The sequence below is a fragment of the Flagellimonas amphidinii genome, assembly GCF_013090115.1.
Classification (GTDB): Bacteria; Bacteroidota; Bacteroidia; order Flavobacteriales; family Flavobacteriaceae; genus Flagellimonas; species Flagellimonas amphidinii.
Genome location: NZ_JABFNN010000027.1, coordinates 30173 through 56107 on the forward strand (window position 1 = coordinate 30173; position 25935 = coordinate 56107).

A 25935-nucleotide genomic window follows, 5' to 3' on the forward strand; every position below is an offset into this window, starting at 1 on the left:
ATGACCAATCGCATACTAAAAGCCGCCATTTGCCTAGGAATAGGCCTGCTTACTTTTGCGGGTTATTCTCAAGAATATAACTCCTTTGATATTCGTTATCAGAACAATATCAAAGGCGATTTAACTTTTATAGCCAACAATATTGTAAACAGGGATGGAGGTACAAGTTCTACAGAACCTGAAGACCCATACAATACAACTGGAAGTTCTTCCACTTATAATGACTGGTTCGACATGCAATATGTTGATATTGATAGTGACCCAACAACATTTAGTTCCAGTAGGGCAACTTTTGCTTATGCAGAAGCAAACTGTAGTCTTATAAGGTATGCGGGATTGTATTGGGCAGGAACCTACCCGAGTGAGCAGGCAGGACAATCAGTAGGAACCAATAGACAAAATGATTTTAACCAAGTAAAGTTTATGGTTCCTGGTGGTTCCTATGTAGATATTACCGCTGATGATATTTTATACGATGGCTTCACAAGTGGTGATTCATCCATGCGTCAGAATAGCCCTTACGCTTGCTATGCTGATGTAACCTCTTTAGTAACAGCTCTTGCAAATCCTGAAGGAGATTATACCGTGGCCAACGTACGCTCAGTAACGGGTTCACTTTCTCCAGGGGGGGGTGCTTCTGCGGGTTGGACCTTGATTATCGTGTATGAAAATCCAACCTTAACAGGTAAATTAATCACAACATTTGATGGATTTGCACGCGTAAACAGCTCTAATCCAAATGTAGATATCAATTATAGTGGTTTCAATACCATTCCTGCGGGTCCTGTGAACGCAAATATTGGTGTTGCTGCTTTGGAAGGTGATAATAGAATTACAGGTGATCAAGCAAGAATCAGGGCTGCCAGCAATGGGTCTTTTACAACTATTAGCAATGCCACCAACCCATCCAACAACTTTTTTAACAGTAATATCACGTTAGATGGTGTTGTAACCACCAACCGAGATGTAAACAGTGTTAACACACTAGGATACGATACCGATATTTTCTTATTGAGTAATCCGGCCAACGCTGTTATTCCAAACAGTGAAACAGACGCAACTTTCCGGTTCACCTCAAGTGGTGACCAATACTATCCTTTCTTCAACTCTTTCAATGTGGAAATCATTGAGCCGAACATTGTTTTGGAAAAGCGGGTTGAAGATATTGGAGGTAATGATATAACCGGTGCTGGTGTAAATCTAGGCCAGCTTTTAGATTATGTGCTGTCTTTCGTGAACAATGGAAACGATGACGCCACTAATTATACCATTCGAGATGTGCTTCCCATAAACACAACGTTACAGGAGGCCAGTATTTCTGCGCCTGCAGGAGTAACATATGTTTACGATGCTGCCACTAGGGAAATTGTCTTTACCATACCGGACAATCTGGTAGAGGAGGGAGATCCCATTGCTGAAATAAGGATGAGGGTACAAGTGGCGTCCAACTGTTTTGATTTTATTGATGCTTGTACCGACCAAATTGAAAATTTGGCCTACTCTACCTATGAAGGGGTAATCAATAATAACCAGATTACGGATGACCCCAGCGTTTCCGATTTTGATAACTGTGGGTTCACAACCCCAGGTGCCACCAATTTCCTATTGGATGACCTTGAAAACTGTGATTTCTCAAGAACAGTTCAGCTTTGTGGTGATGACGTTTTATTGGATGCTGGAAACAATTTTGATGCCTATACTTGGTATTTGGATAACAACGGAGATGGTCTTATTGATGCCGGTGACACTGTGATCACAGATGGTGATCCAGATAGTGACCCAAGTACCCTTTTGGTCAGCGATGTAGGAACCTATATTGTTGATAAAGAGGTTGCAGACCCTTGTAAGGGTTTTCAGGAAATCATTACTGTAGAACTTTTTGGGGCCACACAATCCAACCCCATCACTGCGCTTATCAATGACACTTCCAATACCGTGGATGGTGAAATCGTAGTTTGTCCGAATGACGGTAGTGAACTGCCCGAGATCTTCTTGTGTGGATTGAACGATACAGAATTGATACAAGTGAACATTCCAGATGCAGTTAGTATTGAATGGCAACAATTGGACGAGGCAAGTTGTGCGGCTTCAACCCAAGATTGTGCCAATACCAACAATGCTTGTACATGGAATAATGTGGATACCGGAAACGACTTTTTAGCTTCAGATTCTGGTCAATACAGAATTGTTATCAACTATTTGAATGGTTGTTTCACCAGATTTTATTTCAATATCTATAAAAATCCACTAGACCCACAATACACCAGTAGGGATATCATCTGTAACACAGACGGAAACATTACTGTGACCAACATGCCATTGAACTATGAGTTTAGACTTATAGATCAAACAACAAGCACTGTGTTAGTTCCTTATAATTCAAATCCTAGTTTCGATATCACCTCCAACGGTGCTTATACCATTGAAATGCGTCAGCAGGGAGTAACTGATGGTTGTGTGTTTGTGTTGGATAATATTGGAATCTTGGAAAGGGGTTTTCAAGTAGATGTTATCCCACAAGACACAGACTGCAATGGTCTGGGTGAGATAGCAATTTCTGTGCTCAACGTAGAGCCCCAGTATTATTACGAAATATCCCAAGGAGGTACAACAGTGGACACCTTTGGCCCTTCCAATGACAACAACTACACCTTTGAGAATCTAAATGATGGCGTATATGATGTATTGGTTACTACCGACGATGGCTGTTCCTACACAGAACAAGTGACTATCAATGATTTAACAGACCTTGATTTGGAAGCTAGGGTTTCGCAACACATTACCTGTCGAGAGGGTAATATTCAGATGGAATCTACCGGTGGGCAAACTCCGCACACCTATGCTATTTGGTCTTACGTGAATGAAAGCGGAACAACAATAACCTCCTATCCTTCTGTAAATGATATTCCGGCAAGCGAATACCAGACAAGTGTAATTTTTGATATCCTAGACCCCGGAGATTATACCTTCGTGGTTGTGGACAGAAATAACTGTTATGCATTTTCCAATACCGTGACCATTTATTTTGAACCCGCTGTAGATTATACTACAGCAAGTACCGACGAAACATGTTTTGGTTATGAAGATGGAACCATTTCTTTCAACATGATCAGTACAAATGGGTATCAAGTGACCTTTTTCTTGATTGATTCCAATGGTGTCGAGATTGCCACAAACACATCAGGAACATTTACTAATCTAGCACAGGGCGATTACACAATTCGCTTAAACCAAAGAAAGGGTAGTGCTTCTTGTGATTATTTTGAAAGTTACACCATCGGTGGTCCAACTTCCGGAATTAGTGGCAACGCCGTGCTTCTTCAAGATTATACCTGTTTGCAAAACGGCATTATTGAAGCACAAAATATTACAGGCGGTACGGCCCCATATGAGTATAGCATAGACGGCGTAAACTTTGTTAACGGAGTTGGTGCAGAAACTTTTTCCAATTTGACCAATGGTTCCTATGCCATAACCATTAGGGATGCCAACAATTGTACGTTTACAACCAATACCATCACAATTGACCCATTAAATCCACCTTCGGATTTAACCTTTACAGCAACAGCGCCCAACTGCCCTGCTTTCACTTCAGATGTTACGGTAACTGTTGTGGATGGTAATACTCCTTTTGTACTTGAAATCATTGCGCCAGCTCCAGTAGCAGCAACCTCAACCACGGGAAACACCGCAGATTTTGATGGGCTAGCCCCGGGAACATACACCTTTAGGGTTACAGATGCCAAAGGTTGTACGTATGATGAGTCGTTCACTATAAATCCAGTATCAGAAATTAATGTTACGGGACAATTGATCAGTAACATAACCTGTTTTGATGACACAGATGGCGAATTGTTATTCACGATAACTGACTTCAATACCAATTACAACTATTCAGTAACTGGTCCTGCCACTTTTTCTGGAACCAACGAAACCAATGGTACTATATCTTTAACAGGATTGGACGATGGCACCTACACCATCACCGTAACCGATAATGTAACAAATTGTACAGATACCGCTAGTGTAACCATCAATGCTCCAACTGCTGCATTGACCATAAGTGCTTCGGAAACACAACCAACTTGTGTTGCTGATGGGTCTGTAACAGTAAGTTCAACCGGAGGTTGGGGGGGCAACACCTTCACCTTGACCAATCCGGATGCTTCGGTCTTTGGAACCAATAGCACCGGAACTTTCACGGGGCTAACACAGACTGGTTTGTATACCGCACAAGTTGAAGATTCCAATGGTTGTGTCGCTACAACCACATTTACACTAAGCGCTGCAGCACCTCCTGTTTTGAACATTGTGCCCAATGATACTTGTTTTGATGATGCTGTAGGATTAACGCTTACGGCAAACGTAACGTCTGGTGGTGATGGCAACTATGAATACAGTCTTAATGGAGGGCCATTTGGAGCAACTAATGTCTTCGCGGGATTAACCGCAGGAACCTACACCATAGATGTTAGGGATGGTAATGATTGTACAGACTCTGCTTCAATTACCATAAATTCAGAATTAAGCGTTGTCGCGTCAGCACCTAACATTCATGCTTGTGCAACAGATACGGATATTGATATTACGGCGGCCGGTGGCGATGGTAATTATGTTTATGCCGTTGTTGCAAATGGTGTTACTCCTACACCGGGGGATTTCTCAACTACAAACCCAGTAACAGTTAATGCAACTGGTGATTATGATGTTTATGTAAGAGATAACAACGGTAGTGCGGGTTTCTGTGAAGCTTCTTACGATATTACTATTGCCCAAGATCCAGCATTGTCATTATCCATTTCAGATACCGGAATCCTGTGTAGCGGTGAAGCTCAAGCTACAATTACTATCACGGCATCTGGTGGTGAAGCTCCATATGAATACAGTATTGACAATGGAACAACCTATCAGTCTTCCAACAGTTTTGTGAACCAAGCCGCTGGAACCTATACCATTAGGGTTCGTGATGCTAACAATTGTGACATAAGTCAGCTCTATAGTATTACGGAGCCATTGACTTTATCAGCTTCGGCCGCTGTTACCGAACTGGCCGAATGTAATCCTGGAATTGGGGCTGAGGTAAGAATAACCAATGCTATTGGAGGAACAGCACCTTACGAATACAGTTTTGATGGAGGAACCAACTATGTTGCAAGCCCAATAGGATATTTATTGCCTGGAACACACACGGTATACATCAGAGATGCTAATTTGTGTACGTTCCCCATGACTGTAACTGTAGAGCCAGAACCTACTGCTCCAGTTGTTACCGCCACAATTGATTACGAATGTGACGGTGAGGGTACTGTAACCATGACACCAAGCAGTACAGACTTTGATTATACCTATGAATTGGATGGAACGGCCAATACCCCCGCAACTTCCAATGTATTCAATGATGTAACCGTTGGATCACACACCATAACGGTAAACTATACAAGTAACATTCCACCTTCTCCAAGTGTTCTACTCTTGGAAGATTTTTGGTGTTGGTTCACCAACAGCAATTCCAGAAATAGACCCATTATTTTGCTTCGAGCCTCAAGATGGAAGTCCTAGCTCATGCCCATCTTTCGGAACAGATACCCATATCCAAGATGGAGAGTATTCTGTAGCAAATACCATAGTCAACCCATATACTTGGCTTGTTCCGAATGAACAATCTGGTGTTGCTGATGGAAGATACCTGGCAATTAACGTTGGAGGTGTTGCTGGTGTTGGTGGTATTGTTTATGCGAAACGAAACATAGAAATAATTCCGAATAGAGATGTTACGGTATCACTAGACATTTTTAACCTCAAATATGTAGGTTCTTCCGGTGCAGACCCAAACTTGGAAATTGAATTGGTGGATCCTTTTGGTACTGTCATTGCCAGTTTAGCAACCGGACTAATACCAAAAACAACTGATCCAAACATATGGGATACAAGAAGTATTACGCTTAACCCTGGGGCAAATTCAAACATTGATATTGTAATAAGAACCATTGCAGTTGCAACAGGAGGCAATGATGTTGTAATTGACAATATTATGGCCATTCAAAATCCAGAGGTCTGTGCCAGCTCATTAACAGTAGATGTCAATATTGAAGACGGTCACGCTTTTGATTCAAACATTACTGCCTTTAATGATATTACTTGTAATTCAGGGGCTGATGGTTCCATCACTTTTGAAGTAGATAATTTTGATACTGTAAATGGCTTTGAGTATCAAGTGAATGGGGGAGGATTCTCTGCTCCACAAACTTCAAGTCCTATAACATTATCTGGTCTTACCGCTGGAAACTATACCATAGAAGTTCGGGATGTATTGGACAACAGCTGTAGTGTTAACCTAAATCAAACACTTTCCGAACCAAATGCTGTGGTTGCCTCAGCTTCAATCACTAATATAATGACCTGTACCAATGGTGGTGCCACCATCACGGCATCTGCAACAGGTGGTACTCCAGCTTATGAATATCAATTGGAAGATGGTGTTGGCGGTATTGTTACTGCTTATCAGTTTTCTAACATCTTTACTGGACTTGCAGCAGGGGATTATATCGTTAGAGTGCGAGACACCAATCTTTGTGAAGACCCTATTGATACAGCTTTAACTGTAGTTGCCCCAACTCCTATCACTTTTACAACTACGCCTACGGCATGTTACAGTGGTAGCAATGATGGTACCATCCAAGTCGATATAACTGCTGGAAATAATGATTATCAATTCAGCCTAAATGGAGGTCCATGGATAACACCAACACCTGCAACCGCTACAACACATACTTTTTCTGGTTTAGCTGCTGGAAATTATACCATAAATGTAAGAGATGGGTTAGGTTGTACAGGTACACTTCAAAATGTGACCATCAATGATGCTTTGGTTGCTTCAGTAAGTGTTGTCGATATTAGTACTTGTGCAGATGGAAGTATTAGCGTTACTGCTTCTGGCGGTGTTCCTAATTTGGAATATGCTTTTGTTCCAACAACAACCAGCCCAACCGGTCTGTTTTCTACCACAAATACATTTACAGTTACTGCGGGTAACGATGGAGATTATGATGTTTATGTAAGGGATAATTCAGCTACTTCACCTTATTGTGAATATGTAGAAACGGTGACTATCAGTCCTGCTACTCCGCTTACGATTACCACAACACCAACAGATCCAGAATGTCATGATGGGACGGGTTCTATTTTGGTGAACATCACTTCTGGAATCAGTCCTTACACTATTCAAATTATTGATTTGGACAATGCAGGAGCTTCAGACCAAACAAACACTAATGTTCTGGTAACAAGTAGAACATATTTCAATCTAATGCCTGGCGATTACACCATCAATGTAACGGACGCAACAGGCTGTACAGTGACCGATACTCCGATAACCATAAATAATCCCGATGAACTTACCGGTACTGTTGCGGGTATTACACCTGCCACCTGTACTGGATTGGCCAGTGACTTCGGATTTGGGTTCTCTGGTTATCCTACTACTTTAGGAACCATTGAATTCAGTGCTGATGGGGGCGCAACATGGATTGGGGATAACTCCGTGCCAGGAACCACAGACCAATTTACAGGATATAATTCTGGTGATGTTGTTAATCCTTCCATGAGAACAATAGATGGTCTAGGAAACACTATTTGTCAAACAGATTTACCTCAATTTATCATCCCTTACCCATTGGATGATCTGGATATTACCATTTTGCCAATCGTGGTTAACTGTAATGAACTTCAAGTAACCGTAAGAGGTCAGAACGGAACCGCTCCTTATGAATATACGTATTCCGACGATCCAGCTAATTTTGATCCGGTAACGGCTACATGGACCGCACCATTGGCATTGGGCGTTACACATACTTTTCTTGGTCTCGTTCCCGGTAGAACCTACACCTTCTATGTGAGGGATAATGCAGGATGTGTAAGACAGAGTAACGTTAATGTAAACGACATTATTACGGTTCCTTTAGAGATTACCTCTTCAATTACCCCTAGTTGTAATGGGTCAAATAACGGTAGTATCACATATACCGTAACGGATAATCAAGCTCCTTTTGGAACCGAATTTAGATGGACACTTTATGATATGTCCTCTGGTGCTGCTGTTGCCATAACAAACAGTGGTGGAAACGTTCCATACACATCTCCACAAGATGTAACTATTACTGGTCTTGCTCCTGGAAACTATTTCATTGAAGTAACCGAAGTTGATGGAGGTATAGACAGCTGTGTGGGCGCTACAGAGAATGAATTGTTGGAAGAATTGGACCCTTTGAGTGGAACCCCAACTGTATTGCAGGATATAAGCTGTGATACTCCAGGATTGATTCAAGTACAAAATCCTCTAGGTGGCGGCGGCACTTATTTCTACACCGTTTCTGGACCAGCTCCGTTTACCACAATTACGGCTACTTCGGACAACCCCATTGAAATTCCAGCGAACTCACCAGCAGGAAATTATAATGTAAGCATAGAAGACCAATATGGTTGTTCAATGCCATTGGGCTCTGTAGCCTTAACATTAACACCGAACCCTACTATAGATGCTATTGCTGTTGACAACTGTAGTGATCCGGCAACGGTTACCATAACAGCATCAAGTGGAGCTGCCCAAATTTTCTATTCTTTGGATGGTGGTGCCACTTATGAAGATAATGGTGGTGTATTCAATAATATTGCAGCAGGTCTATACAATGTAGCTATTCTAGATAGCAATGGCTGTACCGATACAAGTACTATAACAGTTCATCCCGTGCTCGAAGCTACCGTGGCCTTGACCAAGTTGTTGGATTGTTCCGTAAGCCCGGATGCAGAAATTACCATAGATATCCTTTCAGGATCTGGAAGTTATGATTATCAAGTTGTTGATGGAACCGGAACAGTAGTTGCCAGAACAGCTCTGCCAAGTGACCCGTTTGTTTTCATCACCTCAACAGCAGAAGACTATATAATAACAATTTTTGATAATAACACTGCATCACCTGAATGTTCAAGGGTATTTAATGTGTCAGTTCCCCCTGCCATTATACCCTCTTTCAGTATCGATTCCTTTACAGATGCTACCTGTCACGGAGATGATGATGGAACCATTCTGGTAAGTGCTCTTGACAGTGGTACGGGACCTTATACTTTTGCAATTATTTCAGGCCCTGGTAGTTCTGCAACTTTCCCTATTGCACCTACCTCAAACAATTCAACAACAGCCACCTTTAGTGGACTTGAAGGTTCGGCGGCCGGAATAACATATACTGTTCAGGTTACTGCAGCAAATGGTTGTACAACCACATTAACGCAAACCATCAGCGAACCTGATGTGATTGCTAACGTCAATGCAAGTGTAGTTGAGTTTGGTTGTTCTGCTGGAAACAACATGGACAATGCAACTATCACTGTGGACACTGCATCCATTACCGGAGGAAGTGGCACTTATGTGATTTATGAATTTATCAATGATCAGGGAACTCTAGCCACCGGTGATGATGTTGTGGTTCAATCCGGAGCCAATAATGTTTATATTGAAACCAACACCTCTGGAGGAAGTTATACTATCAATATTTATGATGACAATGGTTGTGCTGGATCTACTACTACAACTATTAATCCTTTTGATGAGCTGCTATCTACAAGTATTGCCATTGATGCTGCAGCAACTTGTGTAGCAGGAGAAGACATTACCATTACTGCAACAGGATCAATAACAAATTCAACCACTTCTCCAGCAAATTATGAATTCAGATTATTGCCTTCTGGTACATTCCAAGCATCTGGAAGCTATACAGGACTGGCCATAGGAACACATAATTTTGAAGTAAGAAATACGGTTACTGGCTGTATCATTGCAACATCCCATACCGTAGCAGACCCAGAAGTGTTGGATTTAATCGTGGTAAACACCACGGATATTACTTGTTTTGGAAATACCAATGGTTCTGTTGAATTGGATCTTCAGGATGCAGGAAGTGTTACTTATGCAAGTGCCACAAGTTATACACTTTATTATGATATCAACAACACACCTAGCAACTTGGGTGATGATGTTACCTCTACAGGTACAGATGCAGATGGCAATTTTACCATCTCCGGACTCGCTGCGGGAATATACTATGTTGAAGTCACAGATACTAATCCACCAGGCTCAGCTTGTGTGTATGGTATTGCATTTACAATTAATGGTCCAAGTGTAGGAATCTCAGCAAGCACGCAAGTTACACCTGTGACCTGTGCCCTTGGTGACGGAGCTATAGAAATCATCAATGCTGCCGGCGGATGGGGAGGATATACCTACTTTGTGGATTTGGCTTCAAATCCAATACCAACCTATCCTGGAAGTTACCAAGCATCTCCTTTATTCTCCGGTCTTGCCGGTGGATCAGGGGCAGGTACTGACTACCAGGTTTGGGTAGCTGATCAATTTGGTTGTGAATTCCAATTGGCCAATGTAAACTTGGTTGATCCAAGCCCAATTACTGCTACGCTTCAAATTAACCAAGAAAATTGTACAGACCTTCAAGGAGAAATTGAAGTGGTTGGAACAACTGGTGGTCAAAATAGCAATTATACCTATCAACTGATCAGAGATGGTTCCAATGTAGGTTCTCCTCAAACCAGTACGGTATTCTCTGGTCTAGGTGCTGGTTCATACCAAGTATTAATCGCCGATCAATGGTCCTGTACAACAACCATAGGTACTGTTGTACTAACAAATGCCATGGTTGCTACTCCTACTGTTGTGAAACCTATTGATTGTACCTTGGATCCAGGAGGACATGTTACCATCAATGTAACAGGTGGTTCTGCCAACCTTACCTATGATGTCTTATTCCCTGATGGGCTTACGACAGCTAATAATACCACAGGTGTGTTTACTGGACTTACACAGCCTGGAATTTACACCTTCACAATAACAGATGGTAACACAGTTACCCCATGTACCGTTGTTGTAACACAGGAATTGGATGATAAAGTAGATCCTGTTATTGCCAATGTTGTTGAAGATCCGGTTAATTGTAATGGAGGGTCAGATGGTAGTTTGAGCGTAGAACTTGATCCTGCTTCTATTGCCGATCCAGTATATACGTATGAGTTGTACCAAATGTCCAATTTGGTAACTCCATACCGATTTGCACAGACCAGTCCTATATTTGACAACCTACCTGCAGATGATTACCGTGTACGTGTGATTTCTTCAAGGGCTTGTGAGGATTTCTTTGATCAAACAGTTACGGAGCCTACCGCTTTGAGTGTTTCCTCTTCAGCAACAACCTTTGTTTGTAATCCTAATAATACGGTTAACACTTCGACCATTACAGTTACGGCTTCAGGTGGAACAGGCCCATACCTGTACAGTATTGATAATGTCAATTTCCAAACTTCAAACACTTTTGATGTGTTGGATACGGGAGCAGTTCAAAACATTACCGTTTTTGTTACTGATGCAAATTCTTGTGCTGATAACGATGCAGTTGTTATTCAGCCTATCAACACATTTACCGTGGCAGTAACACAAAATGTTGCTATAAGTTGCGCTAACCCTGAGGAAGTATTGTTGACTGTGACCGATGACGGTAACCCGGGCAATGTCTATACATTTGAACTATTACCTGTCGGAAATCCATTAGGCGCTCAAACAAGTACACCCACCAATGTGACTGCAACTTTTGAATTGACAGCTCCTGGGAATTATACCTTTAGAGTAACCGACACCAATACAGGCTGTTACGTAGATACTAATCCATATGAAATCTTGCCTTATGACTTGATTGAAGTAGTGGCTACTGCCACCGCACCTGCCATTTGTTTTGGAGATGCCAATGGAGCGCTTCAAATCAATATTACGGGATATACAGGAACTTATGACTATGAAGTGTTCAATGCTGATGGTACCACTACCGGAACCAGTGGTTCCGGTAACACCGCTACCAATCCTTTGACCATCACAGGTTTCTCTGGCGGTAATTACTTTGTTCGAATAACCGAAACAGCAAATCCTTTGTGTATAGAAGATTCTAACACAATCACAATTGCATCTCCAGATATGCCATTAACGGTAAATCCTGCAGAAGTAACTCCTGTTACCTGTCTCCTTAGTGATGGAACTATAGAGATTATCAATCCTACCGGTGGATGGGGGGGCTATACATATTTTGTGGATTTAGCCTCGAATCCTGCACCGACCTATCCTGGAAGCTATCAATCCTCTTCATTGTTCACTGGTCTTTCTGGTGGAACTGGAGCAGGTACGGATTACCAAGTTTGGGTGGCCGATCAAGGAGGATGTCAATACCAATTACCAAACGTAAACTTGGTAGACCCAGACCCAATCACTGCAGATATCGATGCAACTCCAACCACCTTAACATGTTATGGAGACACCAACGCAACGGTTTGGGCGCACTCGGTTAGCGGCGGAGAAGGCGTATATCAATATCAATTAAACAGCTATGACCCAACGGGTACAACTATAATATTTACCTCTGGAGCACAAAGCAACCCGGCATTCGACAATTTAGGTGCTGGCATCTATAGTGTTACGGTTTCTGACGGATGGAATTGTGGTGTGGAAACCATTCAGGTCACCATCTCAGAACCTACAGATGTAATGGCTTCTTTAATAGAAGTCAGTGCAATGACCTGTACCAATCAAGCAGAAACAGAGTTGACAGCTACAGGAGGAACCGGACCTTATGAGTTTAGTGTGGATGGTGTTGTTTATGTTCCAATGAATGGAGGTAATACACATACGTTTACAGTTGGAGCCGGTGTGTATCAATATTATGTTAGGGATTCCTTCGGTTGCGAAGCACAAATCTCTAACCAAGTAAACATTGATGCCGTTCCCGCATTGACCATTGCCATAGACGATTCAGCAGCTATGATCAATTGTACTGGAGAACCTTCAGCAACTATTATCGCTGAAGCCACTGGCGGTTTGGGCAATTATAGTTACGAACTCTTTAGTGATGCCGCACTGACCAATTTGGTCAATGGTCCTCAAACTGATGGAACATTTAATAGTTTGATTGCAGGAAGTTATTATGTAAGGGTGACCAGCCAAGATTGTGTGGAGGTATCCCCTGAAATAGTAATTGTTGATCCAACCCCATTACAAATAGACAGAGCAGAGTCTACCGATGTAACTTGTGCAGGTCTTGATGATGGTATTATTACTGTTGAGGTATCTGGTGGTACAGGTGAAATATTCTATGCCATTACACCAAACCTTGACCAGTTTGATACTGTGAATACATTTACAGATTTGGCTCCAGGTATCTACGATGTAATTGCCCAAGATAGAAATGGTTGTTTTGAAACATTCCAGTTTGAAATTCTTCAACCAGAGCCTTTGCAAGCTGAAGCCATTAATGTAATGCACGAAGTTTGTTTTAATAGTGCTGATGGAGCATTTGAATTGAATATAACCGGAGGTACTGCTCCATACCAAACTGCTTTGGATTCTAACCTTGATGCAGATTTTGTTCAGGATCAAATTGCATTTCAGAATCTTACTGCGGGAACCCATGTCGTATTTGTTAGAGATGCTCAAGGTTGTGAGACTACCGTTTTTGTGGAAATCAACCCTGGTGTAAATTTAGAGGCGACCGTTACTCCAATGTATGCTTGTTCTGGAATTCTGCCCACTAACTCCTTAAGTGTAGTATTTGAAGACACTAGTGTGGTATCAGATGTACTATATGCTTTGGATTCAACAGACCCTGCTGATATGCAATTGTCATCAGACTTTACCAATATTGCTCCAGGTGATCACTTCTTGACCATTGCCCATTCCAATGGGTGTATCAATACTGTTGATTTTGCCATTCAAGCATTTGAGCCTTTGACCTTGGAACTGCAAAATAATAACATCAATGAAATAACCGCGGTAGCTACTGGAGGATTGGAAGATTACACATTTTATTTCGGTGATGTGGACAATGGAACAGACAATACATTCATTATAAATAGAACAGATACTTATCCTGTAACTGTTGTAGACCAGAATGGTTGTGAGGTAACCATGGAAATATTCATGGAATTCATTGATATTGAGATGCCTAACTTCTTCACTCCAGATGGAGATGGGATGAATGATAGGTGGTTACCAAATAATTTAGAAGCCTTCCCTAACGTACTAATGATCATTTTTGATCGTTATGGTAGAGAACTCTATCGCATGGAATATGGTGATAGTGGCTGGGATGGTTTTTATAACAGCAAAGAATTGCCTACAGGTGATTATTGGTACATAATCAAGCTGCAAGGCGAAACAGATGATCGAGAATTTATTGGCCATTTCACTTTATATCGAAACTGACGCATAACCCCTACTGAACCATGTTAAGAAAAACATATATAACCATTTTTTTAGTTCTTCTGGCTTTTAGTGCCAAAAGCCAAGAACTTACTGTACCCCAACTCTCACAATACATTGCAGATAATCCCTTTTTAATGTCCCCAACCTATGCAGGTATTGGAGATCATATAAAGGTTCGGCTAAACGGCCTTACCCAATGGGTAGGTATCGAAGATGCCCCAGACACCCAGACTTTGGCCGCGGATGCAAGAATAGGGAACAGGTCTGGATTGGGAATGCTTTTATATAATGATAGTAATGGAGAAACCAAACAAAGAGGGGCAAGAGTTTCTTTTGCGCACCACTTAACTTTGAATAGGTATGACGACATTTTTCTTTCTTTTGGAATATCCTATAATTTTAACCAGTTTAGGATTGACGTAGAAAACTTTACAGAAAATAACGGACAGCTTCCAACAGATGATAAAGCTACAACCAACCATAACTTTGATCTTGGTGTTCTTTACCGCTATAACAAGTTCTATTTTAGTGTAAATGCTTCAAATGTTTTAAATAAGGACTTGGCACAGTTCAATCCAGTTTTTGAACCGAATACTTTAAGGAATTATTATATCTACACAGGTTATAGCATTTCAAAAAATAAAAATAGCAAGTTGGAATTAGAACCATCTGTATTCTTTCAATGGTTTGAAAGTGATGGTCGTTCCGTTACCGATTTGAATGCCAAATTCAGGTTCCACGATTTTGAGGACTATTATTATGTAGGGCTTACCTATCGTTTTTTGAATGACCAATTAGGAACACCTCTTTACATAGCTCCAATTGCTGGTTTGAAAAAAAGCAATTTCTATTTTGGTTACTCCTATCAAGTCATCACCAATGAAATTTTAGGGTATAGTACTGGTACTCATGTTTTAACTGTGGGTATGGATTTGTTCCAAGGTATTAGTAACTGTAGGTGCATGTATTGATTTGGAGGTTTTCTCCTATTTTTGTCCCGCATAATCCGTTACTGTGGGAAAAATCAAATTAAATAACATTCGAGTACATTCCAACCATGGGTGTCTCAAAGAAGAAATGCTGATCGGTAGTGATTACCGGGTTGATTTGGAAGTTACAACAGACCTATCCAAACCTTCACAATCTGATAAACTTACCGATACTGTTGACTACGTTCATTTAAATAATATTGTAAAGGACGAAATGGCTGTTCGTTCCAATCTTTTAGAGCATGTTGCCAAACGTATCATTGATCGTATTTTTTCTGAAATACCAGAAGTGAATACCATTAATGTTGAGGTTTCAAAAATTAATCCTCCTATTGGTGGCGATGTGGAAAGTGTTTCGGTAAAACTCACAGATTCTCGTTAAAATACTGTAATCTAATATTATAGATAAATTTTACTTTTCCTAAATTTACCAACACTAAAAACGGCATTGTGGTCGAATTGGATAGACAAAATCTCGCAAAGGTTTTTATGGTGGTTCGAATCCACCCGATGCCTCTAAAACTGCTCCCAAAGAAATAAACTTACATTTAGATCGGAGCTATCTAAAAAATTCACAAAATATTTATAGCTTTGCCGTCTGGTAAAATGGCATCGTGGCCGAGTGGCTAGGCACAGCTCTGCAAAAGCTTGTACAGCGGTTCGAATCCGCTCGATGCCTCAACAAGACCCAACTTTTCGTTGGGTTTTTTTGTTTCACTAATTCGCTCCAATCCTTCTTGGATATCGAACCTATCTTTGGGTAAAAATCCTTTGGTAATCAATATAATTCCACAAATGATCAAAATAATACCCAATCCTTTTTTAATCAGTACTATTCGTTCTCGGGTAAGATATCTTTTCAATTGTTTAGCTAGTATAATTTTTACCAAATCCGTAGCAAAATAAACCGCTATTACTGTACCGAAGAAGAGAAGAATTCTATTAGGACTATTATCCAAACTTGGCCCTACAATAACAATAAGACCCAACCAAAAAGCGAGTACTCCTATATTGATGAAATTAAGTAAAAACCCTTTGGCCATCAGACCCAAATATGTGCCAGTTGAAGCTTTTAGGTTAGCTTTTTTTGATTCTTTTTTTACAAAAATCACTATTCCATAAATCAAAAGAATCATTCCCCCAAACACAAAAAGACCTGGTTGATTACTTAGGTTTTCCAATAATTGAAAACTGGTAAAGTAAGCAATCAACAAAAAGACAATATCCGCAAGAATAACCCCAATATCCAAGCTAACCCCTGCTCTAAAACCTTTTGTTGCACTGGTTTCCAACAAAACAAAGAAAACAGGACCTATCATAAAGCTCAATAAGAACCCTAAAGGAATCGCAGCTTGAATATCATCAATCATAATAATTTATTCCACTCTTATTATTTTCCCACCAAAAACAGTTCTTTCATCCATTTTTAAAGGGTCTCCATAAACTAAAACTTCGCTACCTGCTTTTACATTGGCCTTTACGTAATCAGTTGCATAAATTTCTGCATTTCCTCCTGCATTGACAGCAATGGTAGTAAATTTTGTTTTGAATTCTTTTCCATCATAACTTCCTCCTGTATTGATGATTACATCTTGATTGTTGGAAAAACCTTTGACTTGTATTTCCCCTCCTGTAACCGCTTTTATCAATAACTGCTCTGTTTGGCAATCCAAAGTTAATTCTCCTCCTTCTTGTGCTTTGAGTTCCAATACTTCTTGCGCAAAGGTTTCTTTAGATGATATCCGTGCATCTTCATTCACGTCTATGACTTTGAGCTCCTCTGTATAGTATAAATTGATGAAAGTTCGATATCCACTAAAAATTTTATCGATTTCCATACGAAGTTTCAAAACCCCATCATTGTTCACAACAGCAACTTTTTGGGTATTGGCTCCAGAAATAACTGCTTTGTTTTCATCAGATTTAATCAAAGTAATGGAAAGTCCATCAAAACCTTTTACCTCAGAAAATTTCTCCAATTTCTGAATACGGTCTTCTTCTTGTATTCCAAATACAGGTAGTGTAAGTAGAAGTAATAGTAGTGTAAGTGGTTTCATACTATTTAAATTGGTTATCAATAGGATAACAAACTTTGTTCCAAAATAGTATTATTCTTTTTTACCAATCAACGAAAAATCTAAATGTCTTTTGACCAAATCTGTATCCTTAACCATAACATAAACTTCATCACCCAATTGATACACTTTCTTAAACCTTTCGCCTACAATGGCATATTGAGTTTCATCAAAAACATAATAATCATCTTTGATATCCCTTATCCTAACCATCCCTTCACATTTATTCTCCACAATCTCTACATAAATGCCCCATTCAGTAACTCCAGAAATCACACCTAAAAATTCTTGGTCTTTATGGTCTTCCATAAACTTAATCTGCATATACTTAATGGAATCCCGTTCCGCATTGGCTGCCAAAAGCTCCATATCTGAAGAATGTTTGCACTTCTCTTCATAAAGTGCTGCATTGGGTTGTTTTCCTTTATCTAAATAGTGTTGTAGCAAACGATGGACCATTACATCAGGATATCTTCTAATTGGTGATGTAAAATGGGTGTAATATTCAAATCCTAAACCATAGTGACCAATGTTCTCTGTAGTATAAATGGCCTTGCTCATACTTCTGATGGCCAAAGTGTCCACCAAATTTTGTTCTTTTCTTCCCTTTACATCTTCCAATAGCTGATTTAAGGAACTATTGATACTTTTTCTATCTCTTAAATTGATACTGTGTCCAAATCTAGATATTACACCATTTAAGGCTATTAATTTTTCTTCATCTGGCTCATCATGGATTCGGTAGACAAATGTTTTCTTTTGTTTACCTATGTATTCTGCCACCTTTCTATTGGCCAATAACATAAATTCTTCAATCAGTTTATTGGCATCTTTTGCTTCTTTAAAATAAACACTTTCAGGTTCATTGTCTTCTGTCAAATTGAATCTTACCTCAATTTTATCAAAAGAAATAGCACCTGCATCCATACGAGCTTTACGCATTATCTTAGCCAACCTGTCAAACGTAAGAATTGCTTCTACTACATCAGAACTCACTGTATATTCTTTTCCTCTAATGGAAATTTCTGCTGGAATGGTGTCCTGTTCTGTTTCAATAATATATTGTGCTTCTTCATAAGCAAAACGCTCATTGGAATTGATTGCAGTCCTTCCAAACCATTGATTGATCAGACGGGCATTGTCGTCCATCTCAAAAACAGCGGAAAATGTATATTTTTCCTCTTTGGGGCGAAGGGAACACGCCATATTTGAAAGCACTTCAGGAAGCATGGGAACCACCCTATCCACTAAATAAACTGATGTGGCCCTATCATACGCTTCTTCATCCAAGACGGTATTGGGCTGCAAGTAATGAGAGACATCAGCAATGTGAATTCCTATTTCATAATTGCCGTTTTCCAACTTTTGAAAAGAAAGGGCATCATCAAAATCCTTGGCATCTTTTGGGTCTATGGTAAAGGTTAAAACATCTCGCATATCCCTTCTTTTGGCCACTTCAGATTCTTTTATGGAAGTATCCAAGGTTTTGGCATATTGTTCCACTTCGTAAGGAAATTCATAAGGCAGTCCATATTCTGCCAAAATGGAGTGAATTTCAGTATTGTGCTCACCAGGTGTACCCAAAATATCTACAATTTCACCATAAGGTGAATCTGCATCATCTGGCCAATCTCCAAGATGTACCAATACTTTATCTCCATCATTTGCTTTCTTTAATTTTTCTATGGGAATAAAAATATCAGTATACATTCTAGGGTCTGTTGGTCTTACAAAAGCAAATGTTTTTTGCTTATCAACAATACCTACATAAGTTGTTTTCTTTCGTTCTAAAATACTGGATATCTCCCCTTCTGGTTTTTTACCTTTTCTACTTGGTTTCATAAAAACCTCAACCAAATCACCATGGAAAGCCTTGTTCAATCTACTGTTGGGAACAAAGACATCATCCTCTAAATCATCAACCAAAATGTATGCATTACCACTTGAGGTTAAATCGACCCTACCTGTAAAACAAGTATGGATAGAAGGTTTCTTTTGGTATTTGCCGCGCTCGGCCTCAACAATTCTATCTGTTGCTTTAAGCTGTCCTAAACGTTTGATTAGGTTATTTCTATCTTGGGTATCAGTTATACCAAGTTTAGCTGCAATTTGCTTATAATTGAAACTATTGTTCGGTTCTTTTTCCAGTACAGTAAAAATGCCTTTTGTAATTTCATTCTTGCGCTGACTTCTTGCCCTCTTCTTTTTCTTTGACATTTACACTATAATTTTTATGAAAGTACAAATTATAATCCTTGAAGAATTAGCTATCATAACTATTCTTAAAATCAAGAATGTTATCAACAATAATTCATACTATATTTTTTTTCTTTTAAAATTTTAAATAAAAATGGTGATGATGATTGTATGTTGAAATGTGGGATAATTTTTTCTTAAAAATGTTGCTTTGAACAGGTAAAAGTTTTTGTTCACATTTTTTCAATTGCAAATTTAATTCAAAATCAAAGAATTAGATTTTTTATACACTGTTTTTGATAACCGTTTTCAACATCAATTTATTGAAAATTAAATGTAATTCTAATGTTAATTACAGCATTTAAATGTTTCGTAATGGTTGATTAATTTTTAATGAAATATCAGTTGAACATTAATAAATTATTTGTATTGGAACATTCTTTTCAAAAATCAAAATTCAATTGTTCTTATTTTTCTTAAAATAATCAACAAAACATACATATTTATAATACTCTGTTTTTAAAATAGATGCAAGTATTTAGCAGTTTTTATAAACAGGTCTCCATAAAAAGAATTGTACCTTTGTAATATACCTTTTTAACACATACGATATGAAAATAGCTATAGGGAACGATCATGCAGGAACCGATTACAAATTGGCTATTGTAGGCCTATTAAAATCAAAAGGTTATGAAGTTATCAACTATGGTACAGATGGTACAGATAGTGTAGATTATCCAGATTTCGCACATCCTGTTGCAAGTGATGTTGAAGAAGGTAAAGTTGATTTGGGAATAGTGGTCTGCGGAAGCGGTAATGGTGCCAGCATGACCATCAATAAACACCAAGGAGTTAGAGGTGCTTTGTGTTGGAACAAAGAGATAACTGCTTTGGCAAGAGAACATAACGACGCAAACATTTTGAGCTTACCAGCAAGATTCATTGCGCTTCCCCAAGCTTTGGATATGGTAGAAACTTTTTTGAATACCGAATTTGAAGGAGGGAGACACGAACGGAGAATAGAAAAAATACCCTGCAGCTAAATATGGGGCACCATCATCACCATGGTCACTCTCATTCGCATTCCCATAAAGACGTAAAAGGAAGAAACCTTTTAATTTCCATAGTATTAAACATTGTTATTACTTTTTCACAGGTAATTGGTGGACTTGTTTCAGGAAGTCTGGCGCTCTTATCAGATGCACTGCACAACTTTAGCGATGTACTTTCATTAATTATTAGTTACATAGCCGCATTTTTAGGTCGAAAAAAGGCGTCCAGTCATAAAACATTTGGTTACAAAAGGGCAGAAATTATGGCAGCCTTTGTTAATGCGGCTACCCTAATTGTTGTTGCTGTTATTTTGATGAAAGAGGCTGTTGAACGCTTATTGAAACCTCAAGAAATAGAATCGAATTTAGTTATTTGGCTTTCATTGATAGGAATTGCCGCCAACGGGTTTAGTGTACTCTTATTGAAAAAGGATTCCAAAGAAAACATGAACATGAAGTCGGCCTATTTGCATTTGTTGACGGATATGATGGCTTCCGTAGCTGTTCTGGTTGGTGGAATTTTGATGAAATATTTCCAAGTGTATTGGGTAGATGCTGTTTTGACCATGGCCATAGGCATTTATTTAATTTATATGGGTTATGATTTGTTGAAAGAATCCACTAAAGTTTTAATGTTGTTCACACCAAAGTCCATAGTGATTCAAGAAATTGTGGAGTCTATTTGTACCATAGAACCTGTAAAGAACGTACACCATGTTCATATTTGGCAACTGAATGAAGATGAAGTTCATATGGAAGCCCATATCGATTTTAAAGAAGACATAAAACTATCCGAATTTGATGCCATTTTAGAACGGATAGAAGAGCATGTGTACCATAAACACGGAATCAACCATGTAAATATCCAACCAGAATTTGATAAATGTGATTCCAAGAACATCATAGTACAAGATTGATGGAAGTAACGATTAAAACCTTTAATGAACTATCTAACACAGAACTCTATCAAATTCTACGTTTACGAAGCGAGGTCTTTGTGGTGGAGCAAAATTGTGTGTACCAAGATTTGGACAATAAAGATCAGAAAGCAATGCACGTATTGGGCAAAAAAGATGGAGAATTGGTGGCCTATACTCGAGTGTTTGCACCGGGGGACTATTTTAAAAATACTTCCATTGGCAGGGTAGTAGTGGCACCAAACCAAAGAAAATATGGTTTTGGCAAAGAAATTATGCAAGAAACCTTAACGGCAATTGAAGAAAAAGACCCAAAAACACCTATAGAAATCTCTGCTCAGAGCTATTTGCTAAAATTCTATGGAACATTAGGATTTGAATCCTTTGGCGAAGAGTATCTGGAGGATGGGATTCCGCATGTGAGGATGTTAAAAACTTAAAAATTATACCAATCTTTTAGCCACCCCAATTTCAATCAGATAATTCAACCTTAAAATAAGATTGATGGGTTTTTCTGCTTTGTTTTTAGTGGAGAAATATAAATAACCTTCATTTCTACAGCTTAATTTTTCCAATTCCAATTTCCCGTGAACATCCTTTCTTTTTTCAACCAATGCAGCAAAAAATGTTTTTGTAAGTCCTAAACTAGCTAAGTGTTGAATAAGTTTTTGCCGGTTCACTAAAGTGATATTACAAGAAGTGAACTCATCATGCACCACATCAGAAAAAATACTGGTCACCAGCGCATAAAAATGGGTCTTTTTGGTATCATCAAATAACCAACCTTGTTTTTGGACACCTTTTTTTTCATAGAAAAGCTCAAAAGCAAAAGTGGGCAAACTTTCATTGATGTAGTCCAGCTGAGCTTTTTCATCAACAAAGTAAATAGCTTTGGAATTTTTGTGTTTTAAGACGATATCAATCCCCAGATTTTGTTCTTTTAGGGATGAAATCCGGTCAAAATCATAGCATTTTAAATGTTTATTATAATAAACATCCAATAATTGGGAGAGTTGCTTTTCTTTGGCTAAGTCTGAAAGAAAGTTACTTTTCAAATTGCGTTATTTTCCGAAACAGTTCGGAACCTATCTTTTCCACAATGCCCACGACCAAGGCATTTCCCATAAAAAATGCACGTTTGGTATCAGAAATACCATCTAATTTGGTGTGATTATCCGGAAACATGTTCAACCGTTCCAATTCCAAGGGAGAAAGTCTTCGTAGTCCTTTTTTGGTCTGGACCACGTGTTTAAAACGGGATGGGGATTTGCCCCCTTCTCCTGTAATAATAGTTCTGGAAGGTTGATCAACAGCATCTGGAAACACCATGCTTCCTTCGCTGTAATTATATTGAAAACCTGCTTTGGTTTTACGGATTTCTTTTTTAGAACCCTTTAAATATTGCCATTTGGGCAAATCACTTTCAGGAATAAAGAGTTCTGGACTAGCTGAGCCGTTTTCCAACACATCGGAAAGAAATACACGATGCCCATCATAATAAGATGCGGTTTTTAAAGTGGATATTCTACCACTAATACAAATACCGGAGTTTAAAAAAGGCGATAGCCCTTTTTCCACATTAAAATTTTCAGAAATGGAAACCAAATCAGCACCCAAATCAAAAGATACTAGATTTTGAGTAGTATTTGCAACAGGAAATGCTGATGCCATGGTGCCTTCTTCCAAAATCCAATCCTTTGGATTGGACTTCTTCATCTGTTTAAAAATTTTGGTTGACTGGTGATACGCCAGAAAAAAAACTCGCCTTCGGCGCTGAGGCATTCCATACTCGGCCGCATTAATCACGCGCCATTCCACAGCATAGCCCAAATCAGTTAAACTGCCGAGCATAACAGCAAAATCTCGACCTCTTTGTGAACTTGGCGATTTTAAAAGACGATCTACATTTTCCAAAAAAAGATATTTGGGCTTTTTCTTTTTCTCAGAAAGAATTCGGTGAATAGACCACCATAACACCCCTTTTTTACCCAACAAACCTTTGGAATTTTTTAAACTGGTGGCGACAGAATAATCCTGACAGGGAAAACCACCCACCAAAATATCATGGTCTGGGATTGCAGAGGTTTCAACTTCTTCAATATTGCTGTTGGAATGGTTTTCTGCTCCGAAACGAGCTTCATAAACCATGGAGGCATGCTGCATTTTTGTGGAAGGCTCCCATTGATTGCTCCACACAACGTTGTAATGACCTGTATTCTCAAGGCCCAATCTAAAACCTCCGACACCTGCAAAAAGTTCACAAACCTTGAGTTGTTGCATGTTCAAAAATAGTATAATTCAACAACCAATCACATTAGTGTTGATGAATAGAGGTTTTCAGTTGATTTAAGCAAGATGAAGCAGGAAGGATACTTCCTTACCTTAAAATGGCATTGTATTTAGAGGAATCATCCAACAGTGCCTTTGCTGTTAAAATGGCATCATCGTGTTTTACATAATACTTGTAAAGGCCATCGCGATAAAAATACCTTTTGATAATTTCATCTTCCAATTTTTTCTCTATTTCCTTTTTAAAAGTGTTCAAAGCAGAAATTTTTCCGCGATTTACCGTCAAAAGCAGGTCTTTGTATTTTTCTTGAACTTCTGGGCCCAATAAATGTTCTTCGTTGTTGATGGACTGTTCCAACAATTCTTCAGTTTCAGTTTGAAAAGAAAAGCTTTGCTCTTGGGCATAAGCTTTGAAAACTTCGTAATCGGTATCAGAAAATGTAAAACTATCTACTGAATTGAAGGTGTGGTCATAATAGAAATTGGTAGCAAAATCGAAGAGAATATTGTTTTGTTGTAGCGCATCAATAAGTGTGTTCGACTTTAGGGAAGCAATTTCAACATCGGGCATAACACCACCGCCATCCTGAACTTTACGGCCATTTTTAGTGGTAAACTCTTTGTATTCTGTATTTCTAACCGCATTACCTTCTGTATCTCGGTTCCAATAGTCCAAAGCTTGAATACAACGCCCAGATGGGGTATAATATCTGGAAATAGTAACCTTTAACTGAGTTCCGTAAGTAAGTTTTAATGGCCGTTGAACCAATCCCTTTCCAAAACTTCTGGCGCCCATTATTACGGCACGGTCCAAGTCCTGAAGACCGCCAGATACAATTTCGCTGGCAGATGCACTTCTTCCGTCAACTAGAATTACCAAAGGCATTTCTAAATCTTCGGGTTGGTTTCTGGTTTTGTATTCTTGATTGAATTTTTTCACCTTGGATTTTGTGGTTACAATCAATTCACCCTTCGGAACAAATAAATTGGTCACATTAATAGCTTCTGAAAGCAATCCGCCCGGATTTCCACGAAGGTCCAGTACCAACTTTTCAGCGCCTCTTCCTTTTAGGTCTTGTAAAGCAGATTTGGTCTGGCTAGATGCTTTTCTATTGAAACGGGAAAGTACAATATACCCGGTCTTGTCATCGATCATATCGTAAAAGGGAACAGCATCCACTTCAACTCCTTCTCGAGTAATGGTTGTTGTTTTGGTTTCCCCCTGTCTCACAAATGTTACATTGACCGTGGTATTGTTTGCGCCTTTAAGTAATTCCCCTGCATCATCATCAAAATCAGAAACTTTGGTCTCTCCAATTTTTATGATTTCGTCCCCGGCCTTAAGGCCGGCTTTGTCTGCTGCATATCCTTTGTAAGGCTCTACAATAAGAAGTTTGCTTTCGTAGGACCGCACTAAGGCCCCAATTCCAGAATATTCGCCGGCATTATTGATTTTATAGGCCTCAACATCCTGTTCATTTAAAAACTGGGTGTAAGGGTCGAGCTCATCCAACATGTTTTTTATGGCAGAATCCATCAACTCTGCAGGATTGGTCTCATCCACGTAGTTCATGTTCAGCTCTTTGAACAAAGTGGTGAAAATTTCAATTTGCTTGGCAATTTCAAAAAAATCACTCTTAAAACTACTAGCGCCCACCAAAACCACAACGGCCAAAACGGGGACCCATATTTTCTTATTAAGTATTTTTTTCATGGAATTCTTTTTTAAGAAAAGCCTCCAGGACATTCTTCATTGCTCCATCTACTTCTTCGAAGTTGGGCATCTTGTCACCAAGGTATAAAAATAAGAACGCAAAATTTCCCTCCATGTTGTTAAAAATAAGGGGCTTGTTCAGCCGGTACGCTTCTCGCAATAATCGTTTGATTCTATTTCGGTGCACCGCTTTTTTAAACTTTCTTTTTGGAGCAACAACTCCCACTTTAATTTTGGCACCATCATCAAATAAAGAGGGGATATACAACAATTTCACAGGAAATTTATGAATGCTGCTTCCATCTGCAAAAAGGGTTTCGAAGAGCTTTTTGCTTTTGAGTTTTTCGTTTTTTTGGAAAGTAAAATATTCAGATTTTTCCACGGATATACAAATAATGTCC

At 39.2% G+C, this 25935-nt stretch carries 13 protein-coding genes, 2 tRNA genes and 1 pseudogene; 9 read left to right on the forward strand and 7 right to left on the reverse strand.

Annotated elements, in window-relative coordinates:
* From HJC33_RS04770 to HJC33_RS04795, 6 genes are all read left to right on the forward strand, one after another.
* Complete coding sequence (locus HJC33_RS04770; RefSeq protein WP_171657662.1) at window positions 1-5559, forward strand: DUF11 domain-containing protein; 5559 nt, start codon at window positions 1-3, stop codon at window positions 5557-5559.
* Entirely contained in the window at window positions 5462-14302 is an 8841-nt protein-coding gene (locus HJC33_RS04775; protein WP_171657663.1) for a T9SS type B sorting domain-containing protein, read from the forward strand. Before HJC33_RS04770 ends, HJC33_RS04775 begins: the two co-directional genes overlap by 98 nt.
* A gap of 20 nt (window positions 14303-14322) precedes the next feature.
* Window positions 14323-15273, forward strand: a complete 951-nt coding sequence (locus tag HJC33_RS04780; protein WP_171657664.1) for a PorP/SprF family type IX secretion system membrane protein — start codon at window positions 14323-14325, stop codon at window positions 15271-15273.
* 43 nt (window positions 15274-15316) lie between these two features.
* The gene (gene folB, locus HJC33_RS04785) at window positions 15317-15673 is read left to right on the forward strand and encodes a dihydroneopterin aldolase (protein WP_171657665.1); all 357 of its coding nucleotides are present in this window, start codon (window positions 15317-15319) and stop codon (window positions 15671-15673) included.
* A gap of 62 nt (window positions 15674-15735) precedes the next feature.
* Window positions 15736-15807 (forward strand) — tRNA-Cys (locus HJC33_RS04790).
* Window positions 15808-15899: 92 nt separating this feature from the next.
* A tRNA-Cys gene (locus HJC33_RS04795) sits at window positions 15900-15970 on the forward strand.
* Window positions 15971-16004: 34 nt separating this feature from the next.
* Here HJC33_RS04795 and HJC33_RS04800 read toward each other — a convergent pair.
* From HJC33_RS04800 to rnr, 3 genes and pseudogenes are all read right to left on the reverse strand, one after another.
* Window positions 16005-16661: pseudogene (locus tag HJC33_RS04800) on the reverse strand (LysE family translocator); the annotation flags it as partial.
* 6 nt (window positions 16662-16667) lie between these two features.
* A complete protein-coding gene (locus HJC33_RS04805) occupies window positions 16668-17348 on the reverse strand; it encodes a head GIN domain-containing protein (RefSeq protein WP_171657666.1) in 681 nt (226 codons plus the stop codon).
* 51 nt (window positions 17349-17399) lie between these two features.
* Complete coding sequence (gene rnr, locus HJC33_RS04810; RefSeq protein ID WP_171657667.1) at window positions 17400-19583, reverse strand: ribonuclease R; 2184 nt, start codon at window positions 19581-19583, stop codon at window positions 17400-17402.
* 590 nt (window positions 19584-20173) lie between these two features.
* On the opposite strand from rnr, the gene rpiB reads away from it, so the two are divergent.
* From rpiB to HJC33_RS04825, 3 genes are read left to right on the forward strand one after another with little or no spacing between them, the layout of a single operon-like run.
* Window positions 20174-20605 carry a ribose 5-phosphate isomerase B gene (rpiB, locus tag HJC33_RS04815; protein ID WP_171657668.1) on the forward strand — a complete coding sequence of 144 codons (432 nt, stop codon included), beginning with the start codon at window positions 20174-20176 and terminating at the stop codon, window positions 20603-20605.
* A gap of 2 nt (window positions 20606-20607) precedes the next feature.
* On the forward strand, window positions 20608-21531 hold the full coding sequence (locus tag HJC33_RS04820; RefSeq protein WP_171657669.1) for a cation diffusion facilitator family transporter: 924 nt from the start codon (window positions 20608-20610) through the stop codon (window positions 21529-21531).
* The gene (locus tag HJC33_RS04825; RefSeq protein ID WP_171657670.1) at window positions 21531-21971 is read left to right on the forward strand and encodes a GNAT family N-acetyltransferase; all 441 of its coding nucleotides are present in this window, start codon (window positions 21531-21533) and stop codon (window positions 21969-21971) included. Before HJC33_RS04820 ends, HJC33_RS04825 begins: the two co-directional genes overlap by 1 nt.
* 3 nt (window positions 21972-21974) lie before the next feature.
* Here the strand turns inward: HJC33_RS04825 and HJC33_RS04830 are convergent, their stop codons facing one another.
* The 4 genes from HJC33_RS04830 to rnpA form a co-directional block, all read right to left on the reverse strand.
* A complete protein-coding gene (locus tag HJC33_RS04830; protein ID WP_171657671.1) occupies window positions 21975-22586 on the reverse strand; it encodes a hypothetical protein in 612 nt (203 codons plus the stop codon).
* Complete coding sequence (gene dcm, locus HJC33_RS04835; RefSeq protein ID WP_171657672.1) at window positions 22576-23811, reverse strand: DNA (cytosine-5-)-methyltransferase; 1236 nt, start codon at window positions 23809-23811, stop codon at window positions 22576-22578. Before dcm ends, HJC33_RS04830 begins: the two co-directional genes overlap by 11 nt.
* Before the next feature lie 97 nt (window positions 23812-23908).
* Window positions 23909-25534 (reverse strand): S41 family peptidase, encoded by a 1626-nt coding sequence (locus tag HJC33_RS04840; RefSeq protein ID WP_171657673.1) that lies wholly within the window; start codon window positions 25532-25534, stop codon window positions 23909-23911.
* A complete protein-coding gene (rnpA, locus tag HJC33_RS04845) occupies window positions 25518-25916 on the reverse strand; it encodes a ribonuclease P protein component (protein WP_171657674.1) in 399 nt (132 codons plus the stop codon). Before rnpA ends, HJC33_RS04840 begins: the two co-directional genes overlap by 17 nt.
* Window positions 25917-25935: the final 19 nt, after the last annotated feature.